General features: G+C 60.9%; 18 protein-coding genes and 3 tRNA genes. All 21 read left to right on the forward strand.

From position 1 onward, the window contains the following. The first annotated feature begins 19 nt into the window (after positions 1 to 19). The 21 genes from HBA54_RS01490 to HBA54_RS01590 all read left to right on the forward strand — a co-directional run bounded on the left by HBA54_RS01490 (position 20) and on the right by HBA54_RS01590 (position 19,574). Positions 20 to 1,561: an NAD(P)H-hydrate dehydratase gene (locus HBA54_RS01490; RefSeq protein ID WP_167220893.1), complete on the forward strand. Its 1,542-nt coding sequence runs from the start codon at positions 20 to 22 to the stop codon at positions 1,559 to 1,561. 112 nt (positions 1,562 to 1,673) lie between these two features. Further along, the gene (locus HBA54_RS01495) at positions 1,674 to 1,955 is read left to right on the forward strand and encodes a hypothetical protein (protein WP_167220613.1); all 282 of its coding nucleotides are present in this window, start codon (positions 1,674 to 1,676) and stop codon (positions 1,953 to 1,955) included. A gap of 178 nt (positions 1,956 to 2,133) precedes the next feature. Beyond that, the gene (locus HBA54_RS01500) at positions 2,134 to 2,475 is read left to right on the forward strand and encodes a hypothetical protein (protein ID WP_167220615.1); all 342 of its coding nucleotides are present in this window, start codon (positions 2,134 to 2,136) and stop codon (positions 2,473 to 2,475) included. A 178-nt stretch (positions 2,476 to 2,653) separates the two neighbouring features. Then, positions 2,654 to 2,738, forward strand: a tRNA-Leu gene (locus HBA54_RS01505). 90 nt (positions 2,739 to 2,828) lie between these two features. Then, a complete protein-coding gene (gene tig, locus HBA54_RS01510) occupies positions 2,829 to 4,286 on the forward strand; it encodes a trigger factor (protein ID WP_167220617.1) in 1,458 nt (485 codons plus the stop codon). A gap of 113 nt (positions 4,287 to 4,399) precedes the next feature. Continuing rightward, positions 4,400 to 5,065, forward strand: a complete 666-nt coding sequence (locus HBA54_RS01515; protein WP_167220619.1) for an ATP-dependent Clp protease proteolytic subunit — start codon at positions 4,400 to 4,402, stop codon at positions 5,063 to 5,065. Between the two features lie 287 nt (positions 5,066 to 5,352). Continuing rightward, positions 5,353 to 6,618 carry an ATP-dependent Clp protease ATP-binding subunit ClpX gene (clpX, locus tag HBA54_RS01520; protein WP_167220621.1) on the forward strand — a complete coding sequence of 422 codons (1,266 nt, stop codon included), beginning with the start codon at positions 5,353 to 5,355 and terminating at the stop codon, positions 6,616 to 6,618. A gap of 143 nt (positions 6,619 to 6,761) precedes the next feature. Next, positions 6,762 to 9,173, forward strand: coding sequence for an endopeptidase La (lon, locus tag HBA54_RS01525; protein WP_167220623.1), 2,412 nt, complete (start codon positions 6,762 to 6,764; stop codon positions 9,171 to 9,173). Positions 9,174 to 9,369: 196 nt separating this feature from the next. Next, the gene (locus tag HBA54_RS01530; RefSeq protein WP_167220625.1) at positions 9,370 to 9,642 is read left to right on the forward strand and encodes an HU family DNA-binding protein; all 273 of its coding nucleotides are present in this window, start codon (positions 9,370 to 9,372) and stop codon (positions 9,640 to 9,642) included. A 179-nt stretch (positions 9,643 to 9,821) separates the two neighbouring features. Continuing rightward, positions 9,822 to 9,897, forward strand: a tRNA-Val gene (locus tag HBA54_RS01535). A 257-nt stretch (positions 9,898 to 10,154) separates the two neighbouring features. Further along, positions 10,155 to 10,231, forward strand: a tRNA-Asp gene (locus HBA54_RS01540). Between the two features lie 294 nt (positions 10,232 to 10,525). After that, entirely contained in the window at positions 10,526 to 10,891 is a 366-nt protein-coding gene (locus tag HBA54_RS01545; protein WP_167220627.1) for an NADH-quinone oxidoreductase subunit A, read from the forward strand. Beyond that, positions 10,882 to 11,448 carry a NuoB/complex I 20 kDa subunit family protein gene (locus HBA54_RS01550; RefSeq protein WP_167220629.1) on the forward strand — a complete coding sequence of 189 codons (567 nt, stop codon included), beginning with the start codon at positions 10,882 to 10,884 and terminating at the stop codon, positions 11,446 to 11,448. Before HBA54_RS01545 ends, HBA54_RS01550 begins: the two co-directional genes overlap by 10 nt. 38 nt (positions 11,449 to 11,486) lie before the next feature. Continuing rightward, a complete protein-coding gene (locus HBA54_RS01555; protein ID WP_167220631.1) occupies positions 11,487 to 12,110 on the forward strand; it encodes an NADH-quinone oxidoreductase subunit C in 624 nt (207 codons plus the stop codon). Then, entirely contained in the window at positions 12,110 to 13,288 is a 1,179-nt protein-coding gene (locus HBA54_RS01560; RefSeq protein WP_167220633.1) for an NADH-quinone oxidoreductase subunit D, read from the forward strand. The genes HBA54_RS01555 and HBA54_RS01560 overlap by 1 nt, the downstream gene beginning before the upstream one ends. After that, the gene (nuoE, locus tag HBA54_RS01565) at positions 13,285 to 13,926 is read left to right on the forward strand and encodes an NADH-quinone oxidoreductase subunit NuoE (protein WP_167220635.1); all 642 of its coding nucleotides are present in this window, start codon (positions 13,285 to 13,287) and stop codon (positions 13,924 to 13,926) included. Before HBA54_RS01560 ends, nuoE begins: the two co-directional genes overlap by 4 nt. Beyond that, positions 13,926 to 15,212, forward strand: coding sequence for an NADH-quinone oxidoreductase subunit NuoF (nuoF, locus tag HBA54_RS01570; protein WP_167220637.1), 1,287 nt, complete (start codon positions 13,926 to 13,928; stop codon positions 15,210 to 15,212). The genes nuoE and nuoF overlap by 1 nt, the downstream gene beginning before the upstream one ends. A 10-nt stretch (positions 15,213 to 15,222) precedes the next feature. Continuing rightward, complete coding sequence (nuoG, locus tag HBA54_RS01575; protein ID WP_167220639.1) at positions 15,223 to 17,301, forward strand: NADH-quinone oxidoreductase subunit NuoG; 2,079 nt, start codon at positions 15,223 to 15,225, stop codon at positions 17,299 to 17,301. Beyond that, complete coding sequence (gene nuoH / locus HBA54_RS01580; protein ID WP_167220641.1) at positions 17,294 to 18,346, forward strand: NADH-quinone oxidoreductase subunit NuoH; 1,053 nt, start codon at positions 17,294 to 17,296, stop codon at positions 18,344 to 18,346. Before nuoG ends, nuoH begins: the two co-directional genes overlap by 8 nt. A 16-nt stretch (positions 18,347 to 18,362) precedes the next feature. After that, positions 18,363 to 18,851, forward strand: a complete 489-nt coding sequence (gene nuoI / locus HBA54_RS01585; protein WP_167220643.1) for an NADH-quinone oxidoreductase subunit NuoI — start codon at positions 18,363 to 18,365, stop codon at positions 18,849 to 18,851. Positions 18,852 to 18,959: 108 nt separating this feature from the next. Next, on the forward strand, positions 18,960 to 19,574 hold the full coding sequence (locus HBA54_RS01590) for an NADH-quinone oxidoreductase subunit J (protein ID WP_167220645.1): 615 nt from the start codon (positions 18,960 to 18,962) through the stop codon (positions 19,572 to 19,574).

Genomic DNA, 19,574 nt, shown 5'->3' on the forward strand with positions numbered 1-19,574 from the left:
GGGAGGCTCCTTGTCGGTGATGCTTTCACAAGACGGCTCCGGCGCCGAAATACTGACCGTTGAGGAGATGTACAGCGCGGACCGCCTGGCGATTGCCGGCGGTGTTGCCGGGCGGGATCTGATGGAGGCGGCTGGCACGGCGGTCGCCGACAGCGTCCTGCTGTATGAAAGCAGCCGGGCAGGGGCCGTTTTGGTGCTCTGTGGGCCCGGCAACAACGGCGGCGACGGATTTGTGGTGGCCCGGCGCCTGAAGGCGGCGGGCAGGGCGGTCAGACTGGCCCTTTTGGGCGACAGGAGTGCTTTGACCGGCGATGCAGCCGCGGCCGCGGCGGATTGGGATGGGGAAATCGAGGTTCTCGATCCCGCCGGGCTTGAAGATGTGGCCCTGGTGGTCGATGCGCTTTTCGGGGCTGGCCTCAACCGTCCCCTGGACGGCCTGTCTGCGGCGATGGTGGAGGCTGTCGAAAGGGCAGGCCTTCCGGTGCTGGCGGTCGATGTGCCCAGCGGTCTTGCCGGCGACCGGGGCGATGCTCCCGACGGACCGGCTTTCCGCGCGGATCGAACAGTCACCTTTTTCCGCAAGAAGCCAGCACATCTAATTGTTCCGGCGCGGTTTTTCTGTGGGGACGTACAGGTGGCGCAGATCGGTATCCCCGAATCAGTGCTTCAGGAGATCAGCCCAAGGCTGTTCGAGAACAGTCCGGCGCTTTGGTTGGCGGGTTTTCCCTGGCGCCCGGCTGAAGCCCATAAATACCAGGCCGGTCATGCCCTGATCAGCGGCGGGACGGAGATGACCGGCGCTGCCCAGCTGGCGTCGCGCGCCGCGCTGCGCATCGGCGCAGGCCTGGTCAGCCTGGCCTGCAGCCCGGCGAGCCTGCCGATCTATGCGCTGGCCAATCCCAGCGTCATTACCCTGGCCGTGGGCGCGGCTGCGGACTTCGTGGCCGCTCTGGCGGACCCCCGCCGCAATGCCGTTCTCGTCGGCCCCGGCAATGGTGTGGGGGCCGATACCCGCGAAAGGGCGATCGCGGCCCTTGAGGCCGGCCGCAGTCTGGTTCTCGATGCAGATGCTCTGACGGTGTTCGAGGGCCGGACGGAAGAGCTTTTCAAGCTCACCGCCGCCTCGGCGGGCGAGACGGTCCTGACACCCCACGACGGGGAGTTTCGGCGCCTTTTTCCGGGGATCGCCGGCGACCCCCTGGAACGGGCGCGCGTGGCCGCTGCGCAGAGCGGCGCCATCGTGGTGCTCAAAGGCCCCGATACGGTGGTTGCGGCCCCCGACCGCCGGGCTTCAATCAACGGTTCTGCGCCACCCTGGCTGGCCACCGCTGGCACTGGTGATGTGTTGTCGGGAATGATCGTCGGCCTGCTGGCGCAGGGCATGCCGGCCTTTCTGGCGGCTGGGGCCGCGGTCTGGATTCATGCCCAGGCGGCCTTTGCCTTCGGTCCCGGGATGATATCGGAAGACCTTCCCGATGCCTTGCCGAAGGTTCTCGCCAGGCTTTCCGATGAGGCGGGCCGGGCTGTGGATTATCGGAAAATAGTCAACAATTTTAGATAGTTCACCGGTAATCGTTAACGAAAACTTCATGCCTGGAAGCGCAAAATCAACCTACTGTGGTCAAGGATTGGCCTAATCGGGGGGTGGCCTTGATTGAGAAGGTATTGAGATCATGCTTTCAACGCATTGGTTTAAACAACCGCCGCGCTGCGAAAAGATAAAAGTCGGCTGCACCTATAAACGAGCCCACGAAGGCAACATTGTTGAGACGGCGAAGGTGATCGACGTCGGCAGTGACGCCCTGGGCATTCCTCATGTGACCTACGAGGTGTCCGTCGAACGGGCCCGTCTGGCCAAGTATGAGGAGCGGCGCACGCTGGGTCTGCAGACCTTTGTCGAACGTTTTCGCGAGTCGATCGCCGATCTGCCGATTGCCGATAAGCACGACGCTTAAGCTCTGCCAAGCGACGGCCGTTCCGGCGTCACGGGCCGCGCAGCCAGGCCTTTTGCGCCCGCAGAGACGCGCCCGGACAAACAGTGCCGCCAATTCGTATTAACGGAAGGAAGCGGGCCGAAGCTTTGTCAGGTTGACATTAATCCTACGTCAAAGTTTTGCCCCTAAAGTCAGTCTCATGCTTACAACGCGCCAGGAAAAGACCTCAACAAACGCACGGCCGACCAGCCTCTGGCGGCAGCTGTCCGGTGCCCTTGGCGGCGGCGAAAGGCGCAGCCTGTTTTCCAAGCGCGGCATTGATCCGGCGAGTGTGAAGGCGGGCCGCGTTTTCCGTCATGATGACGGTAAGGGCCGCTGCGAGACGGCTACGATTGTCGGCCTCTGCGACATCCTCGGCATGCCGCACGTGCGCTACGACCTGCGTATCGACCAGCCGGGCCACCGCCCTTTTGAGGATGGTTCCCGGGTGCTGGGTATGAAGACCTTTATCGAGCATTTCTGCGAGCCGGTCGGCTCCTGATTGCCTTTCAGCCGGCTTCCAGCCGGCCGAAACGTCGCATTCGCGGGCCTGCCGGCGGGCAGGATCTCCGGACGTCCTCGAGTTTCCCTCAATAATCCGCTGATTTCTGGGCCCTTGCGGGCTCGCTTGCTATTGCGCGACCGGCTGCGATGATATACATCGGCCATCCGCGGAGAGCGCGGGCGTGGCGGAACTGGTAGACGCGCTGGTTTTAGGTACCAGTGGAGTGATCCGTGGGGGTTCGAGTCCCTCCGCCCGCACCAGCGCTCTGCGGCGAGAACAGTACCTTGCCTGGCAGTCAGGTTCCTCTTGTATCATCACCGTAAACAAGGCTTTGAAAGGCCCAGCCGAACATGCAGGTCACAGAAGTAAACAGCGAAGGCTTGAAGCGCGATTTCAAGGTGGTCATCGGGGCCAAGGAGATCGGTGAGAAGGTTGAGGCCCGGCTTCGGGAGATCAGCACCAAGGTTAAAATCCCGGGTTTCCGCCCCGGCAAGGCGCCGATCAAGCTGCTCAAGCAGCGTTACGGCCCTTCGGTGATGGGCGAGGTGCTCGAACGCGCTGTGACCGACTCTTCGGCGCAGGCGTTGAACGAGCGCGGCTTGCGCCCCGCGGTGCAGCCGAAGATCGAAATCGTCTCCTTCGACGACGGCAAGGATCTCGAATACAGCATGGCCATCGAGCTGCTGCCGGAGATCGAGCCGATGGACTTTTCCAAGATCGGGCTGGAACGCCTGAAGATCGCCGTGCCGGAGGAAGACGTTGCCGGTGCGTTGGAGCGTCTGGCGTCATCCCGCAAAGAATCCAAGCCGCTTGAGAAACCGCGTAAAGCGGAGTCCGGCGACATTCTGGTCATGGACTTCGCGGGCACGGTTCACGGCGAGGCGCTGCCGGGCATGGCCGCGGAGGATCATCACCTGGAATTGGGCTCCAACAGCTTCATTGAGGGCTTCGAAGAGCAGCTGATCGGCGTCGACGCGGGCGAATCGCGTGAGGTGCAGGTGACCTTCCCGGAAGCTTACGGCAACGAGAAGCTGGCCGGTCAGCCGGCGGTTTTTCAGTGCACCATCAAGGAGATCCACGAGGCTGTTCCCGCCGTGCTTGATGACGAGCTGGCCAAGTCGATGGGCGCGGAGAGCCTTGAAGACCTGCGCGAGAAGGTCAAAGAGCGCCTGGGTGCGGACTACGATGGTCTGTCGCGGATGCGTATGAAGCGCGTGATCCTGGACAAGCTGGCCGATGCCCACGATTTCGGCGTGCCTGACAGCATGGTCGATCTGGAGTTCGAGGCCATCTGGAAGCAGGTCGAGGCGGACCGCGAGAAGGGCAACGTCGATCCGGACGACGAGGGCAAGGACGACGAAGAGGTCAAGACGGAGTATCGGGAGATCGCCGAGCGCCGCGTGCGCCTCGGTCTTCTGCTCTCCGAGGTCGGCCGCATCAATCAGATCGAAGTCGCGCAGGAAGAAGTCAACCAGGCTCTGTTCCAGGAGGCCCAGCGCTATCCGGGCCAGGAGCAGCAGGTGCTGGAGTTCTACAAGTCGAATCCGGAGGCCCTGGCCCAGCTTCGCGCGCCTCTGTTTGAGGATAAGGTGATCGACTACATCATCGACCTTGCCGAGGTGTCGGAGCGCGAGGTTTCGCCAGAGCAGCTGCGCGAGGAAGAAGAGAAAGACGCCGCTGAGGCTGAAAAGCCCAAGAAAGCGGCCAAAAAGCCGGCGAAAAAGTCGGCAGCCAAAGGGACGGCCAAGACCAAGAAAACGGAAGCAGCCGAAGATGCCGGGGCGAAAGCCGCGGGCGACGAAGAGTAGTCTGAGTTGGGCTTGCGCAGGCAGGGCACTGCACGGAGCTTGTGGTGTGTGCCCGCAACGCCTAGATGTTTCTTTGTCTTTATCAAAGGCGCCATCGTAATAGAGGAAGGTCTATGAGCTACCTGTCTGATCCGGTCCTGAATCACCATGAAACGGTGATGAACAATTTGGTGCCCATGGTGGTCGAACAGACCAGCCGCGGTGAACGCGCCTACGACATTTATTCGCGCCTGTTGAAGGAGCGCATTATCTTTTTGACGGGCCCGGTGCACGATGCCGTTGCGAGCCTGATCTGCGCGCAGCTGCTCTATCTCGAATCCGAGAATCCGACCCAGGATATCTTCTTCTATATCAACTCGCCGGGCGGCGTTGTGACCTCGGGTTTGGCCATGTACGACACAATGCAATACGTCCGCCCGGACGTGCAGACCGTGTGTATCGGCCAGGCGGCTTCTGCCGGGTCTCTCTTGCTGATGGCCGGCGCCACCGGTAAGCGCTTTTCCCTGCCCAACTCGAAAATCATGATCCACCAGCCTTCCGGTGGATACCAGGGGCAGGTGACCGATATCCAGATCCATGCGGAGGACATCCTGCGCACGCGCCATCGTCTGAACGAGATTTACGTTCAGCACTGCGGGCAGGACCTGGAGACCATCGAGGGTGCCATGGAGCGCGACAACTTCATGTCGCCGGACGAGGCCAAAAATTTCGGCCTGATCGATGAAGTGGTAAGCCGGCGGCCCAGCGCCGACACCGACGGTTCGGGCAAAGAAGGCTAGCGTATCCCCGGTCGCCGGGGCTGTGTCCGCATGGCCGCGGCGACCGGTGGCTGTGCCGAGTGGTTGTTAGATCAACTGCAAGCTTAGATTGTGCTCGATGCCAGTGCTGGTGCCTTTGTATTAAGGGATTATTGAGTCCTGACAATTAGGCTCAAATTGCTGTGTTGCTGAACAGGCGGAATGCCGAACCCGATGTAACCTCGAATGCTTTGGTTTTTGTCGTTGTGTGGGTACGGGCCGTTTGACTAACATGGCAAGGTGAGGAACAAACCCCTAGAAAAAGCGGTATGACCAAGTCAAGCGGTAGCGATTCCAAGAATACCCTTTACTGCTCCTTCTGCGGCAAGAGCCAGCACGAGGTGCGTAAACTCATCGCCGGTCCGACGGTGTTCATCTGTGATGAATGCGTCGAGCTCTGCATGGATATTATCCGTGAAGAGCATAAAACGACGCTGGTGAAGTCGCGCGACGGTGTGCCGACACCGCAGGATATCTGCACGGTGCTGGACGACTACGTCATCGGGCAGGGGCATGCCAAGCGGGTCCTCTCCGTCGCGGTTCACAATCACTACAAGCGACTGGCCCACAGTGCCAAGTCGGCTGACGTGGAGTTGGCGAAGTCCAACATTCTGCTCGTCGGTCCGACCGGCTGCGGCAAGACGCTTCTCGCGCAGACCCTGGCGCGCATCCTTGATGTGCCCTTCACTATGGCCGATGCGACGACGCTGACCGAAGCCGGCTATGTCGGTGAGGACGTCGAAAACATCATTTTGAAGCTGCTGCAGTCGGCCGACTACAACGTGGAACGGGCGCAGCGCGGCATTGTCTACATCGATGAGGTGGACAAGATCAGCCGCAAGTCTGACAACCCCTCCATTACCCGCGATGTGTCGGGTGAGGGCGTGCAGCAGGCTCTGCTGAAGATCATGGAAGGCACGGTTGCTTCGGTGCCGCCGCAGGGTGGCCGTAAGCATCCGCAGCAGGAATTCCTCCAGGTCGATACCACCAATATTCTCTTCATCTGCGGTGGCGCCTTTGCCGGCCTCGACAAACTTATCGCCGGCCGCGGTAAGGGAACGTCGATCGGATTCGGAGCCGACGTGCGCGGCCCCGACGATCGCTCTACCGGTGAAGTGCTGAAGGAGGTTGAGCCGGAAGATCTTCTGAAGTTCGGCCTGATCCCTGAGTTTGTCGGGCGCCTTCCGGTGGTTGCCACCCTCGAGGACCTGGACGAGGGCGCTCTTGTCGAGATCCTGACCCAGCCGAAAAACGCTTTGGTGAAGCAATACGAGCGTCTTTTCGAGATGGAAGACGTCCGGGTCGATTTCACCGATGACGCCTTAAGCGCGATTGCCAAGAAGGCAATTATCCGTAAAACGGGTGCCCGTGGTCTCCGCTCCATCATGGAAAGCATCCTTCTCGACCCCATGTACGACCTGCCTGGTCTTGAGGGTGTTGAGGAGATTGTCATCAATCGTGAGGTTGTCGACGGACGCGCAAAGCCGCTGTACATCTATACCGATCGCCGTGAAGATCTGGGGACAAGCGCTTAGGCGATTGTTTTTGCTGGATTATTGCAGGGCCTTGAAGTCTCGGCGAGAATCTACAATTTCTAAATCGAAGTGCCGTAGACTCGCACCTCAGTCGTTGTTCGCCGGCATTCTGCCCGCCGGCCTCTAATTTCATACGAGGTACTATGTTAGAACTCGCCCGCGGCAATCTCTTCCCCGTCCTGCCTTTGCGGGACATCGTGGTCTTTCCGCACATGATCGTGCCGCTCTTCGTCGGTCGCGACAAATCCGTGCGCGCGCTTGAAGATGTGATGAAGGATGACAAGCAGATCCTGCTCGTCACCCAGAAGAACGCAGCGCAGGACGACCCCACGCCGCCCGATATCTATTCCGTCGGCACCATCGGCACGGTGCTGCAGCTTCTGAAGCTGCCGGACGGCACCGTGAAAGTGCTGGTCGAAGGTGGTCAGCGGGCGCGGATTACCAAGTACGCCGATACCGACGACTTCTTCCAGGCTTATGCCGAGGTGGTCCAGGACGACGACGGCGACGAGCGGGAACTCGATGCGCTCGCGCGGACGGTGGTTTCCCAGTTCGAGCAATACATCAAGCTGAACAAGAAGATTCCGCCGGAAGTGTTGGTTTCAATCAACCAGATCGACGACTTCAGCAAGCTGGCTGATACCGTGGCGTCGCATCTGGCCCTGAAGATTCCTGAAAAGCAGGAGCTGCTGGAAAGCGAGACGGTCAGCGACCGCCTGGAAAAAGTCTATGCCTTCATGGAAGGCGAGATCGGCGTGCTTCAGGTCGAGAAGCGTATTCGCAACCGTGTGAAGCGCCAGATGGAGAAGACCCAGCGCGAGTATTATCTGAACGAGCAGCTGAAGGCGATCCAGAAGGAGCTTGGCGAGGGCGAAGACGGCCGCGACGAGTTGGCCGAGCTGGAAGAGCGCATCAAGGCGACGAAGCTGACGAAGGAAGCCAGCGAAAAGGCGATGGGGGAGCTGAAGAAGCTACGCTCCATGAGCCCGATGTCGGCCGAGGCAACGGTGGTGCGCAACTACCTCGACTGGATTCTCTCGATTCCCTGGAAGAAGCGGACGAAGGTTAAGCGCGACATCAACAACGCCCAGGAGATTCTGGACGCCGACCACTATGGCCTGGAAAAGGTCAAAGAGCGGATCCTGGAATATCTCGCCGTTCAGCAGCGCATGAGGAAAGTGAAGGGCCCGATCCTTTGCCTGGTCGGCCCGCCGGGTGTCGGCAAAACCTCGCTCGGCAAGTCGATCGCCAAGGCGACCGGACGCAACTTCGTGCGCATGAGCCTTGGCGGCGTGCGGGATGAAGCGGAAGTGCGCGGCCATCGCCGGACCTATATCGGCTCGATGCCGGGTAAGGTCATCCAGAGCATGAAGAAGGCGAAGTCCTCGAATCCGCTGTTCCTTTTGGACGAGGTCGACAAGCTGGGTGCCGACTGGCGCGGCGACCCCTCTTCGGCGCTGCTTGAGGTCCTTGACCCGGAACAGAACAGTTCGTTCAACGACCACTATCTTGAGGTCGATTACGATCTTTCCGATGTGATGTTCGTGACCACGGCCAATACCCTGCGTATGCCCGGGCCGCTGCTCGATCGCATGGAGGTGATTCGCATTCCCGGTTACACCGAGGATGAGAAAGTACAGATTGCCTTGCGCTACCTGATTCCCAAGCAGAAGAAGGATCACGGTGTTAAGGACGAAGAGTGGTCGATTTCCGAGCAGGCTCTGCGCGACCTCGTTCGCCACTACACCCGCGAGGCCGGCGTTCGTAACCTGGAGCGCGAGCTCGCAGGCCTGGTCCGCAAGGCGGTCAAGGAGATCGCCATGGGCAAGGCCAAGACGGTGTCGCTGACCCGTCGGAACCTGGAAAAATACGCAGGTGTGCCGCGCTTCCGCCATGGCGAGGCGGAATTGGAAGATCTCGTCGGCGTATCGACCGGCCTGGCCTGGACCGAGGTCGGCGGCGAAATGTTGTCGATTGAGGCTGTGACCCTGCCGGGCAAAGGCAAGGTTACGTCGACCGGCAAGCTGGGCGAGGTAATGAAGGAATCGATCCAGGCGGCTGAGTCCTACGTGAAGAGCCGCGCGGTCGATTACGGCATCAAGCCGACTTTGTTCGAGCGCAAGGACATCCATGTCCATGTACCGGAAGGGGCAACGCCGAAGGACGGTCCGTCAGCGGGTGTCGCCATGGTCACGGCCATTGTTTCGGTGCTGACCGGCAATGCGGTGCGCCGCGATGTCGCAATGACCGGCGAGGTGACTCTGAGGGGGCGCGTTCTGCCAATCGGCGGATTGAAGGAGAAGCTGCTTGCAGCCCTGCGCGCCAACATAAAGGTCGTTCTCATTCCCAAGGAGAACGAAAAGGACCTGGCCGACATTCCGGACAACGTGAAGCGGGGAATGGAGATCGTTCCGACGGCGACCGTGGACGAGGTGCTTGAACGCGCTTTGGTGGAAAAGCTGACGCCGATTGAGTGGAACGAATCGGATGAAGAGGTCGCCGCGACTCGGACGCCAAAAGGCGAAGCGGGTCGCTCAGGATTGGTGACACATTGAGCGCGAATCGGGAATCTTCGATTCGCTAATCGATTTGTGAGGGGTGTTTAGCTCAAAAGAAGCTAAAACCCCTGCATTTCTGCGCTTCTCACGTTGACGCCGCGCGATTCTGCGATTTACACTTCGCACCTCCTCGGAGTGGTTTTCTTTATCTCTCTGCACATCTTATTCCCTACTGTTAGAAGGGGGGTTCAACGTGAACAAGAATGATCTGGTAGCAGTTGTCGCCGACAAAACTGGTTTGTCGAAGGCTGATGCAACGAAGTCGGTCGACGGTGTCTTTGATGCAATCACCGAGTCTCTGAAGTCGGGTGGCGAGGTTCGCCTCGTGGGCTTTGGCACATTCACAGTGACCAAGCGCGCCGCATCCCAAGGCCGTAACCCGCGCACGGGTGAGCCGATTCAGATCAAGGCGTCCATGCAGCCGAAGTTCAAGGCCGGCAAGGGTCTGAAAGACGCTGTGAACTAAGTTTCCGCGCACACTGCGTAGAAGCAGCCGGCCGCCCCGCTTGCATCGGAGGCGGCCGGTGCTATTTTGGGCTTCTGTTGTGACCTTGCAGCTTTGTGTGAGGGCGGAGGGTCTAAGTTCCCGGCGATCATTGTGGATCATCGGTTTGGTTGCCCGCAGCGCTGCTGTGGAAACCTTTTGGGCGGTTAGCTCAGCTGGCAGAGCGTCGCGTTTACACCGCGAATGTCGGCGGTTCGATCCCGTCACCGCCCACCATTTCCTTTCTCCGCGTCGTCCGATGATTCACCGGGTGAGACTGCCGGCCCGGCGATTCAGGTGCCGTGAGGCCCCCGCTGTCATTTTGGCTTTGCATTAAGATCTCCTGTGGCAGAGTCTGCATCAGGTCTCCCGGTGACCGGTATCCAGACGGATACGGTGGCGTTTGGGAGAAAACCTCGGAAAATCGGTCCTGTAGTGCTTGGCACTGCTTGACACCCAGGGGGCGGTGGAGTACATCACCGCGTCCCAGCTACGGGGGTGTAGCTCAGTTGGTTAGAGCGCCGGCCTGTCACGCCGGAGGCCGCGGGTTCGAGTCCCGTCACTCCCGCCATTTCCTGGTTAATTCCTGTTAACATTTTGCTGCTAGGTTCTGTCGCGACGGTAATGGTGTCGTCGCGCGACAGAAGGACGCGTCGTGTCGTTTGTTTGGGGATTGCCGCTTTCCCGCGAATCCCTTCCGCCCTATATTTCAATTAAGTGAAAGCGCTAGGGGCTGCGCCGGACGAATGACCTTGCATTGCAGCATCCCTTGCGGCAGTAAACGCTCGTTGGCTCGCTGTGCAGCGGCGCTGCTTGGGAACCAGCGGAAACGACACGCCGCAAATGGCGGGCAGGAGAGTGACACATGAATGCCTTGTTGGCCGAGTACCTGCCTATCCTTATTTTCCTGGGGATTGCGATCGGTCTGTCTGTGGTCATTGTGGTGGCCTCCTACATCGTGGCGCGTCAACGACCCGACTCCGAAAAAGTTTCCGCCTATGAGTGCGGATTCGAGGCTTTCGACGACGCAAGAAGCCGCTTTGACGTGCGCTTCTATCTCGTCGCCATTCTTTTCATCATTTTCGACCTCGAAGTGGCCTTCCTTTTCCCCTGGGCTGTGTCCCTGGGCGATATCGGGCTTTTCGGGTTCTGGTCCATGGTGATCTTCCTGGGGATCCTGACGGTCGGGTTCATCTATGAGTGGAAGAAGGGGGCCTTGGAATGGGAGTAGAGCGTTTGAACCAGCCTGCCGCTTCAGATCTATCCAACGCCCCTCTGACCCCTGGTGCTGCCCAGGATGCGGTGATCAGCCGTGTGGCGACCGAAATCTCGGACAAGGGCTTTGTCATCGCCCAGATGGACAAGCTGGCCGCCTGGGCCCAAACCGGCTCGCTCTGGCCGATGTCCTTCGGGTTGGCCTGCTGCGCGGTGGAGATGATGCATACCGCCTGCAGCCGTTATGACCTCGACCGTTTCGGCATGGTGTTCCGGCCCAGCCCGCGCCAGTCGGACGTGATGATCGTTGCGGGCACGCTGACCAACAAGATGGCGCCGGCTTTGCGCAAGGTCTACGACCAGATGCCGGAGCCGCGCTGGGTGATCTCCATGGGGTCCTGCGCGAACGGCGGCGGTTATTATCACTATTCCTACTCGGTCGTGCGCGGCTGCGACCGCATCGTACCGGTGGACATCTACGTTCCCGGCTGCCCACCGACGGCTGAGGCCCTGCTCTATGGAATCATTCAGCTTCAAAAGAAGATAAAGCGCGGCGCGGCGATCGCCCGCTGATTGCTTGGCGCAAAGCTACGAGGATAGGCGGAAGTTCGATGACCGAAGCGCTGCAAGACCTTGGCGACTATCTCTCCACGGCCCTGAACCAGGATCTGCTGGCCCAGGAAATCGCCTACGGTCAACTCAATCTGCTGATCAAGCGATCCGCCCTCCTGAAAGTACTCACGGTGCTGCGGGACGATCAGAACTGCCAGTTCAAACAGCTTGTGGACATGACGGCGGTCGATCGGCCGGAGCAGCCGGAACGCCTGGAACTGGTCTACAACCTGCTTTCCCTGAAGCTGAATCAGCGCATTCGTGTGAAGCTGACCACGGATGAGCGCAACCCGGTGGACTCGGCTGCCGGCGTGTTCTCTTCGGCTATCTGGCTGGAGCGCGAAGCCTGGGACATGTTCGGCGTTTTCTTTTCCGGGCACCCCGACCTGCGCCGCATCCTGACCGATTACGGTTTTGAGGGGCATCCGCTGCGCAAGGACTTCCCCCTGACCGGTTTCAAGGAAGTGCGCTACGACCAGGAGCAAAAGCGGGTGGTCTATGAGCCGGTGAAATTGCCGCAGGAGTTTCGTCACTTCGACTTCCTCAGCCCCTGGGAGGGAATGCTGCGGATGCCCGGCGACGAGAAAGCCGAGGCGGAGAAGAACGAAGAGGGAGGCGCCTGATGGCCGAAGTACAGATCAAGCCGCTGACCCTCAACTTCGGGCCGCAACACCCCGCCGCGCATGGCGTTTTGCGGCTGGTGCTGGAGATGGACGGCGAGATCATCGAGCGGGCGGACCCGCACATCGGCCTTCTGCACCGGGGCACCGAAAAGCTGATCGAATACAAAACCTACCTGCAGGCGGTTCCCTATTTCGATCGCCTGGACTATGTGGCGCCGATGAACCAGGAGCATGCCTTCGCTCTGGCGGTGGAGCGGCTGCTGGGCATTGAGGTGCCGCTGCGTGGGCAGTACATCCGCGTGCTCTATTGCGAGATCGGCCGCATCCTGAACCATCTTCTGAACATCACCACCTTCGCCATCGATGTGGGGGCGATGACGCCGATCCTCTGGGGTTTCGAGGAGCGCGAGAAGCTGATGGAGTTCTATGAGCGTGCCTGCGGCGCGCGCCTGCATGCGGCTTATTTCCGTCCCGGCGGGGTGCATCAGGATCTGCCGGCCGGCCTGCTGGAGGATATCGCCACCTTCTGTGAAACCTTCCCCCAGGTGATCGACGATATCGAAGGTCTTCTGACAGATAACCGGATCTTCCGCCAACGCACCGCGGATATCGGCGTCATCAGCCGTGCAGAGGCCGAAGACTGGGGGTTCTCCGGGGTGATGATGCGCGGTTCCGGCGTCCCCTGGGACCTGCGCAAATCGCAGCCCTATGACTGCTACGCGGATTTGGATTTCGACATCCCGGTCGGCAAGAACGGCGACTGCTTCGACCGCTATCTCTGCCGCATGGAAGAGATGCGCCAGAGCCTGAAGATCATGCAGCAGTGCATTGAAAAGATGCCGACGGGCCCGGTTCAGGTATCCGATCAGAAGATCACGCCGCCCAAGCGCGACGAGATGAAGCGCTCGATGGAAGCGCTGATCCATCACTTCAAGCTCTATACCGAGGGCTATCACGTGCCGCCGGGAGATACCTATACGGCAGTCGAAGCACCGAAGGGCGAGTTTGGCGTCTATCTGGTGGCGGACGGCAGCAACCGTCCCTACCGCTGCAAGATCCGCGCGCCCGGGTTCTCGCATCTGGCGGCGATGGATTACATGTGCAAGGGCCATATGCTCGCCGATAGTGTGGCGATCCTCGGGTCCATGGATATTGTCTTTGGCGAGGTCGACCGATGAAGACCACCAGCTTTCCGAAGGGGCAAAGCGGCGATTTTGCCTTCACCGAGGAGAACCTGCAGCGTGCCCAGACGCTCACGGCCCGCTATCCCGAAGGCCGTCAGTCCAGTGCGATGATTGCGCTGCTCGATCTGGCCCAGCGCCAGAACGGCGGTTGGCTTTCGGTTCCGGCCATCGAGTATGTCGCCAACTATCTGGATGTCGCGCCCATTCGGGCCCATGAGGTGGCGAGCTTCTATTCGATGTTCAACACCAAACCGGTGGGCAAGTACTTCATTCAGGTCTGCCGTACCACGCCGTGTTGGCTGCGCGGTTCCGACGGTATTACCGAAGCCTGCAAGAAGAAGCTGGGTGTCGGTCTGCGCGAGGTCAGCGACGATGGTCTCTTCAGTGTGATCGAGGTGGAATGCCTCGGCGCCTGTGCCAATGCGCCGATGGTTCAGATCAACGACGACTACTATGAGGATCTGACCCCGGAGAGGATCGCGGAAATGATCGATGAACTGCGCGCCGGCGCTGAGGTCCCCGTGGGCTCGCAGACCGGCCGGCTGTCTTCGGCACCCGAAGGCGGCCCGCAGACGTTGTTGAACGTGACGGATGCGGGCGGCGCGGGCGCGGCGCCGGGGGAGGGCGACTGATGCTGCAGGACAAAGACCGCATCTTCACCAATCTCTACGGCCAGGATGACTGGAGCCTGGCCGGCGCACGGCGGCGCGGGATCTGGGACGACACCAAGTCCCTGCTGGCGCGGGGCCGCGAGCAGATCGTCGAGACGGTCAAGGAATCGGGCCTGCGCGGGCGCGGCGGCGCGGGGTTCCCGACCGGCCTGAAATGGTCCTTCATGCCCAAGGAGACCAGCGAGCGCCCATCCTACCTGGTGGTGAACGCCGATGAATCCGAGCCGGGTTCCTGCAAGGACCGGGAGATCCTGCGCAACGACCCCCACCGCCTTCTGGAAGGCTGCCTGGTCGCCGGCTTCGCGATGGGTGCCGGAGCCTGCTACATCTATATCCGCGGCGAGTACTTTCATGAAGGCTCCCAGGTGCAAAAGGCCATCGACGAGGCCTATGAGGCCGGCCTGATCGGCAAGAACGCCTCGGGCAGCGGCTACGACTACGACATTTATCTGCACCGCGGTGCCGGCGCCTATATCTGCGGCGAAGAGACTGCGCTGCTGGAAAGCCTTGAGGGTAAGAAGGGCCAGCCCCGCCTGAAGCCGCCTTTTCCTGCGGCCGTGGGGCTCTACGGCTGCCCGACCACCATCAACAATGTTGAGACCATCGCTGTAACGCCGGAGATCCTGCGGCGCGGCGCTGAGTGGTGGACCGCGCTCGGCCGGCCGAACAATACGGGCACGAAGATCTTCAGCGTTTCCGGGCATGTGAACAAGCCGCTGAACGTGGAAGAGGAGATGGGCATTCCTCTTAAGGAGCTTATCGAGAAGCATGCCGGCGGCGTCATTGGCGGCTGGGATAATCTGCTTGCGGTTATTCCCGGTGGTTCATCCGTGCCCTGCCTGCCGGCGCCGACCTGCAACACCATCTTGATGGATTTCGATTCGTTGCGTGAGGCGCAATCGGGCCTTGGGACCGCTGCGGTCATCGTGATGAACAAATCGACCGATATCGTCGATGCCATTGCACGGCTGTCGCACTTTTACATGCATGAGAGCTGCGGCCAGTGTACGCCTTGCCGCGAGGGTACCGGCTGGATGTATCGTGTGATGACACGGCTGGTTCGCGGCGATGCGGAGATGGAAGAGATTGATACCCTCCTGGATGTGACCTATCAGGTTGAGGGGCACACGATATGCGCGCTCGGTGATGCGGCAGCCTGGCCGGTCCAGGGCCTGCTGCGCCACTTCAGGCCTGAGGTCGAGCGGCGCATTCTGGACTACAAGAAGACCCAGGCGGCGGCGGAGTAGGGGGAAAACGATGCCGAAGCTGACGATCGACGGTAAGGAAATCGAGGTTGCGGACGGTATGACCGTGCTGCAGGCCTGTGAACTGGCCGGTGTCGAGATTCCGCGTTTCTGCTATCACGACCGCCTGTCGGTGGCCGGCAACTGCCGCATGTGCCTGGTGGAGATGGAACGGGCGCCCAAGCCGATCGCTTCCTGCGCCATGCCGGTGGGTGAGGGCATGGTCATCAAGACCGACACGGAAAAGGTCACCAAGGCCCGCCAGGGCGTAATGGAATTCCTGCTGATCAATCATCCGCTGGATTGTCCGATCTGCGATCAGGGCGGTGAGTGCGATCTTCAGGATCAGGCCATGGCCTATGGCTTCGACCGCAGCCGCTATCAGGAAAACAAGCGCGCGGTCACCGAGAAGTACATGGGGCCGCTGATCAAGACGATCATGACCCGTTGCATCCAGTGCACCCGCTGTGTGCGCTTTGCGACCGAGATCGCGGGCGTCGAAGAGATCGGGCTGGTAAACCGCGGCGAGCACGCGGAGATCACAACGCTTGAACAGGCGGTCGGCTCGGAGCTGTCGGGCAACATGGTCGATGTCTGCCCGGTGGGCGCCCTGACCTCCAAGCCCTATGCCTTTATGGCCCGGCCCTGGGAGCTGCGCAAGACGGACTCGATCGATGTCATGGATGCCGTCGGCTCCAACGTGCGCATCGATACCCGCGGCCGTGAGGTCATGCGTGTGCTGCCGCGTCTCCACGAAGACATCAATGAGGAGTGGATCTCCGACAAGACGCGGCATGCCTGCGACGGCTTGGCACGCCAACGGCTGGACCAGCCCTATCTGCGCAACACCGAAGGCCGGCTCGAAGCGGTTTCCTGGGCCGAGGCCTTCAAGGCGATTGCCGCACGTTTTCAAGGGCTTGGCGGCGACCGGATGGCGGCTATCGCCGGCGATCTCTGCGACGCCGAATCGATGATGGCGCTGAAGGACCTGATGACGGGTCTCGGCTCGGAGAATCTGGATTGCCGTCAGGATGGTGCCAGGATCGATGCTTCCAGCCGCGCCGGATACCTTTTCAACAGCACCATCGCCGGCATCGAACAGGCCGATGCGGTGCTGCTGATCGGCACCAATCCGCGCTGGGAAGGTGCCCTGGTGAATGCCCGCCTGCGCAAACGGGCCCTGATGGGCGGTTTTGCGGTCGGGCTGATCGGCCAGCAGGTGGACCTGACCTACCCTTACGACTATCTCGGCGCCGGGCCGGAGAGCCTCACCGAGATTGCCGAGGGCCGGGGGGCCTTCGCCGAGGTTCTGGAAAAGGCCGAGCGGCCGATGCTGATCCTCGGCATGGGGGCGTTGGCCCGTGCCGACGGCGCCGCCGTACTGGCTGCGGCCCGCAAGGTCGCCGAGCGTTTCGGCATGGTCGCCGGCGACTGGAACGGCTTCAATGTCCTGCACACGGCGGCAAGCCGCGTCGCCGGTCTGGATCTCGGTTTTGTGCCGGGTGCCGGCGGACGCGACGTCGAAGGCATTCTGCAGGGCGCCGAAGAGGGGGCGATCGAAGCGGTCTTCCTGCTTGGCGCGGACGAGTTCGATATGAGCCGCCTGGGGCAGCCGGGCCAGGGGCCCTTCGTCATCTACCAGGGCCATCACGGCGATGCCGGGGCGCATCGTGCTGACGTGATCCTGCCGGGGGCGGCTTATCCGGAGAAGAATGCGACTTATGTGAATACCGAGGGGCGGGTTCAACTGGCCCGCCTGGCCAGTTTTCCACCGGGCGAGGCGCGTGAGGATTGGACCATTCTCCGGGCCCTGTCCGAGGCCCTGGGCAAGCGCCTACCCTACGACAATCTCGGCGAGCTGCGCCAACGCCTGATCGAAGCCAATCCGGTGTTTGCCGCTGTCGACCAGGTCGAGCCGGCGCCCTGGGCGGACTTCGGCAAGGAGGGCGCCATGACGGCGGCCCCCTTTGTCTCGCCGGTCGGCAACTTCTACATGACCGATCCGATCAGTCGCGCCTCCGAAACCATGGCCCAGTGTACTGAGGCTTTCGGTTTGGGCGCCAAGCGGGGGGCGACTGGCACCGATGGCTGACGTGATCAACTTCTTTTCCGATTTCTTCTACAACAATCCCTACGGGCAGGTGGCGTTCCCGTTCGTCAAGATCTTTGCGATCCTCATCCCGCTGCTGCTGGCCGTCGCCTATCTGACCTATGCGGAGCGCAAGGTCATCGGCGCCATGCAGCTGCGCAAAGGTCCCAATGTGGTCGGCCCCTTCGGCCTGCTGCAGCCCATCGCCGATGCGGTGAAGCTGCTGTTCAAGGAAACCATCCTGCCCGCGGGCGCCAATAAGATCGTTTTCATAATGGCGCCGATGCTGACCTTCGTCCTGGCGATGATCGGCTGGGCGGTGATCCCCTTTAACGCCACGCTGGTGCTGGCCGACATCAACGTCGGGATTCTCTACCTCTTTGCCATCTCTTCGCTCGGCGTCTACGGGGTGATCATGGCGGGTTGGGCCTCCAACTCGAAGTATCCCTTCCTGGGGGCCCTGCGCTCGGCGGCGCAGATGGTGTCCTACGAAGTCTCCATGGGCTTCGTCATCATCTCCGTGCTGCTGCTGGTCGGTTCCCTGAACCTCAGCGACATCGTGATGGCGCAACAGGGCAGCTACGGCATCTTCAGCTGGTTCTGGCTGCCGATGCTGCCGATGTTCGTGATCTTCTTCATCTCGATCCTGGCGGAGACCAACCGCTCACCCTTCGATCTGCCGGAAGGCGAGTCGGAGCTGGTGGCCGGCTTTTTCGTCGAATACTCGTCGATGCCCTTCGCGCTCTTCTTCCTGGGCGAATACGCCAACATGATCCTGATGAGTGCGATGACCGCGATCCTCTTCCTTGGCGGCTGGCTGCCGCCGTTTGATATCGCACCCTTCACCTGGATCCCGGGCCCGATCTGGCTGTTCGCCAAGATCGCCCTGGTGCTGTTCTGCTTCCTCTGGGTGCGGGCGACTTTCCCGCGTTACCGCTATGACCAACTGATGCGGCTGGGCTGGAAGGTCTTTTTGCCATTCTCGCTTTTCTGGGTGGTGCTGACCGCCGGGGTGCTGGTCGCATTTGACATGGTGCCGAATTCATGACGGCAGGAGATAAGACATGGGTATGATGGAGCGCGGCATGAAGAGCCTGTTGCTCGGCGAACTGCTGTCCGGCATGTCGCTGACCCTGCGCTACTTCTTTAAGCCGAAAGTGACACTGAACTATCCCTATGAAAAAGGCCCGCTGAGCCCGCGCTTCCGCGGCGAGCATGCGTTGCGGCGCTATGCCAACGGGGAAGAGCGCTGTATTGCCTGCAAACTCTGTGAGGCGATCTGTCCGGCGCAGGCCATCACCATCGAGGCAGAACCGCGCGCCGACGGCAGCCGGCGCACGACGCGCTACGACATCGACATGACCAAATGCATCTACTGCGGCTTCTGCCAGGAAGCCTGCCCGGTGGATGCGATTGTCGAAGGGCCGAATTTTGAATTCGCGGCCGAGACCCGCGAGGAGCTTTATTACAACAAGGAAAAGCTGTTGGATAATGGGGATCGTTGGGAGACCGAGATCGCCCAGAACCTTGAATTGGACGCACCTTACCGCTGAGTCGCGGATCAGGGGCAGCAGCAAGCGAGTGATTGGGGGAAGTGCCGTGCGCGCAAATATGAGTGCCGGAATATTGGGTAGCAAGATGATCGCGAAAGGGGGGACGCGATGATTCTTCAAGGCTTGGCCTTTTATCTCTTTGCTTCGATCACCGTCGCCGCGGGCGTGATGGTTGTCACCTCGCGCAATCCGGTTCATTCGGTGCTGTTCCTGATTTTGGCCTTCTTCAATGCCGCCGGCCTTTTTGTTCTGATGGGCGCCGAGTTCCTGGCCATGATCCTGGTTGTGGTCTACGTCGGCGCGGTGGCGGTGCTGTTCCTCTTTGTCGTGATGATGCTGGACATCAACTTCGTCCAGATGCGCGAGGGCTTCCTGCAGTATCTGCCTCTGGGCGCGATGATCGGCCTGATCCTGCTGGTTGAGCTGGTGTTGATCGGCGGCGCCTGGGTGGTTTCGCCGGAAGCCGGAGGCCTGGCGGCGGTGCCGGCCGTGCCGGCGGGCGAACTTCACAACACCCGGGCCATCGGCAACGTGCTCTACACCGACTATGTCTACCTGTTCCAGGCCGCAGGGCTGATCTTGCTGGTGGCGATGATCGGCGCCATCGTGCTGACGCTGCGTCAGCGCGCCGGGGTGCGGCGGCAGTCGATTGCCGAACAGACGGCGCGTACGCGGGCCGAAGCGGTGGAGGTCAAAGAGGTCTCCACCGGAAGCGGGGTCTAA

Source organism: Pelagibius litoralis (assembly GCF_011683915.1).
GTDB classification, from domain to species: Bacteria; Pseudomonadota; Alphaproteobacteria; order Kiloniellales; family Kiloniellaceae; genus Pelagibius; species Pelagibius litoralis.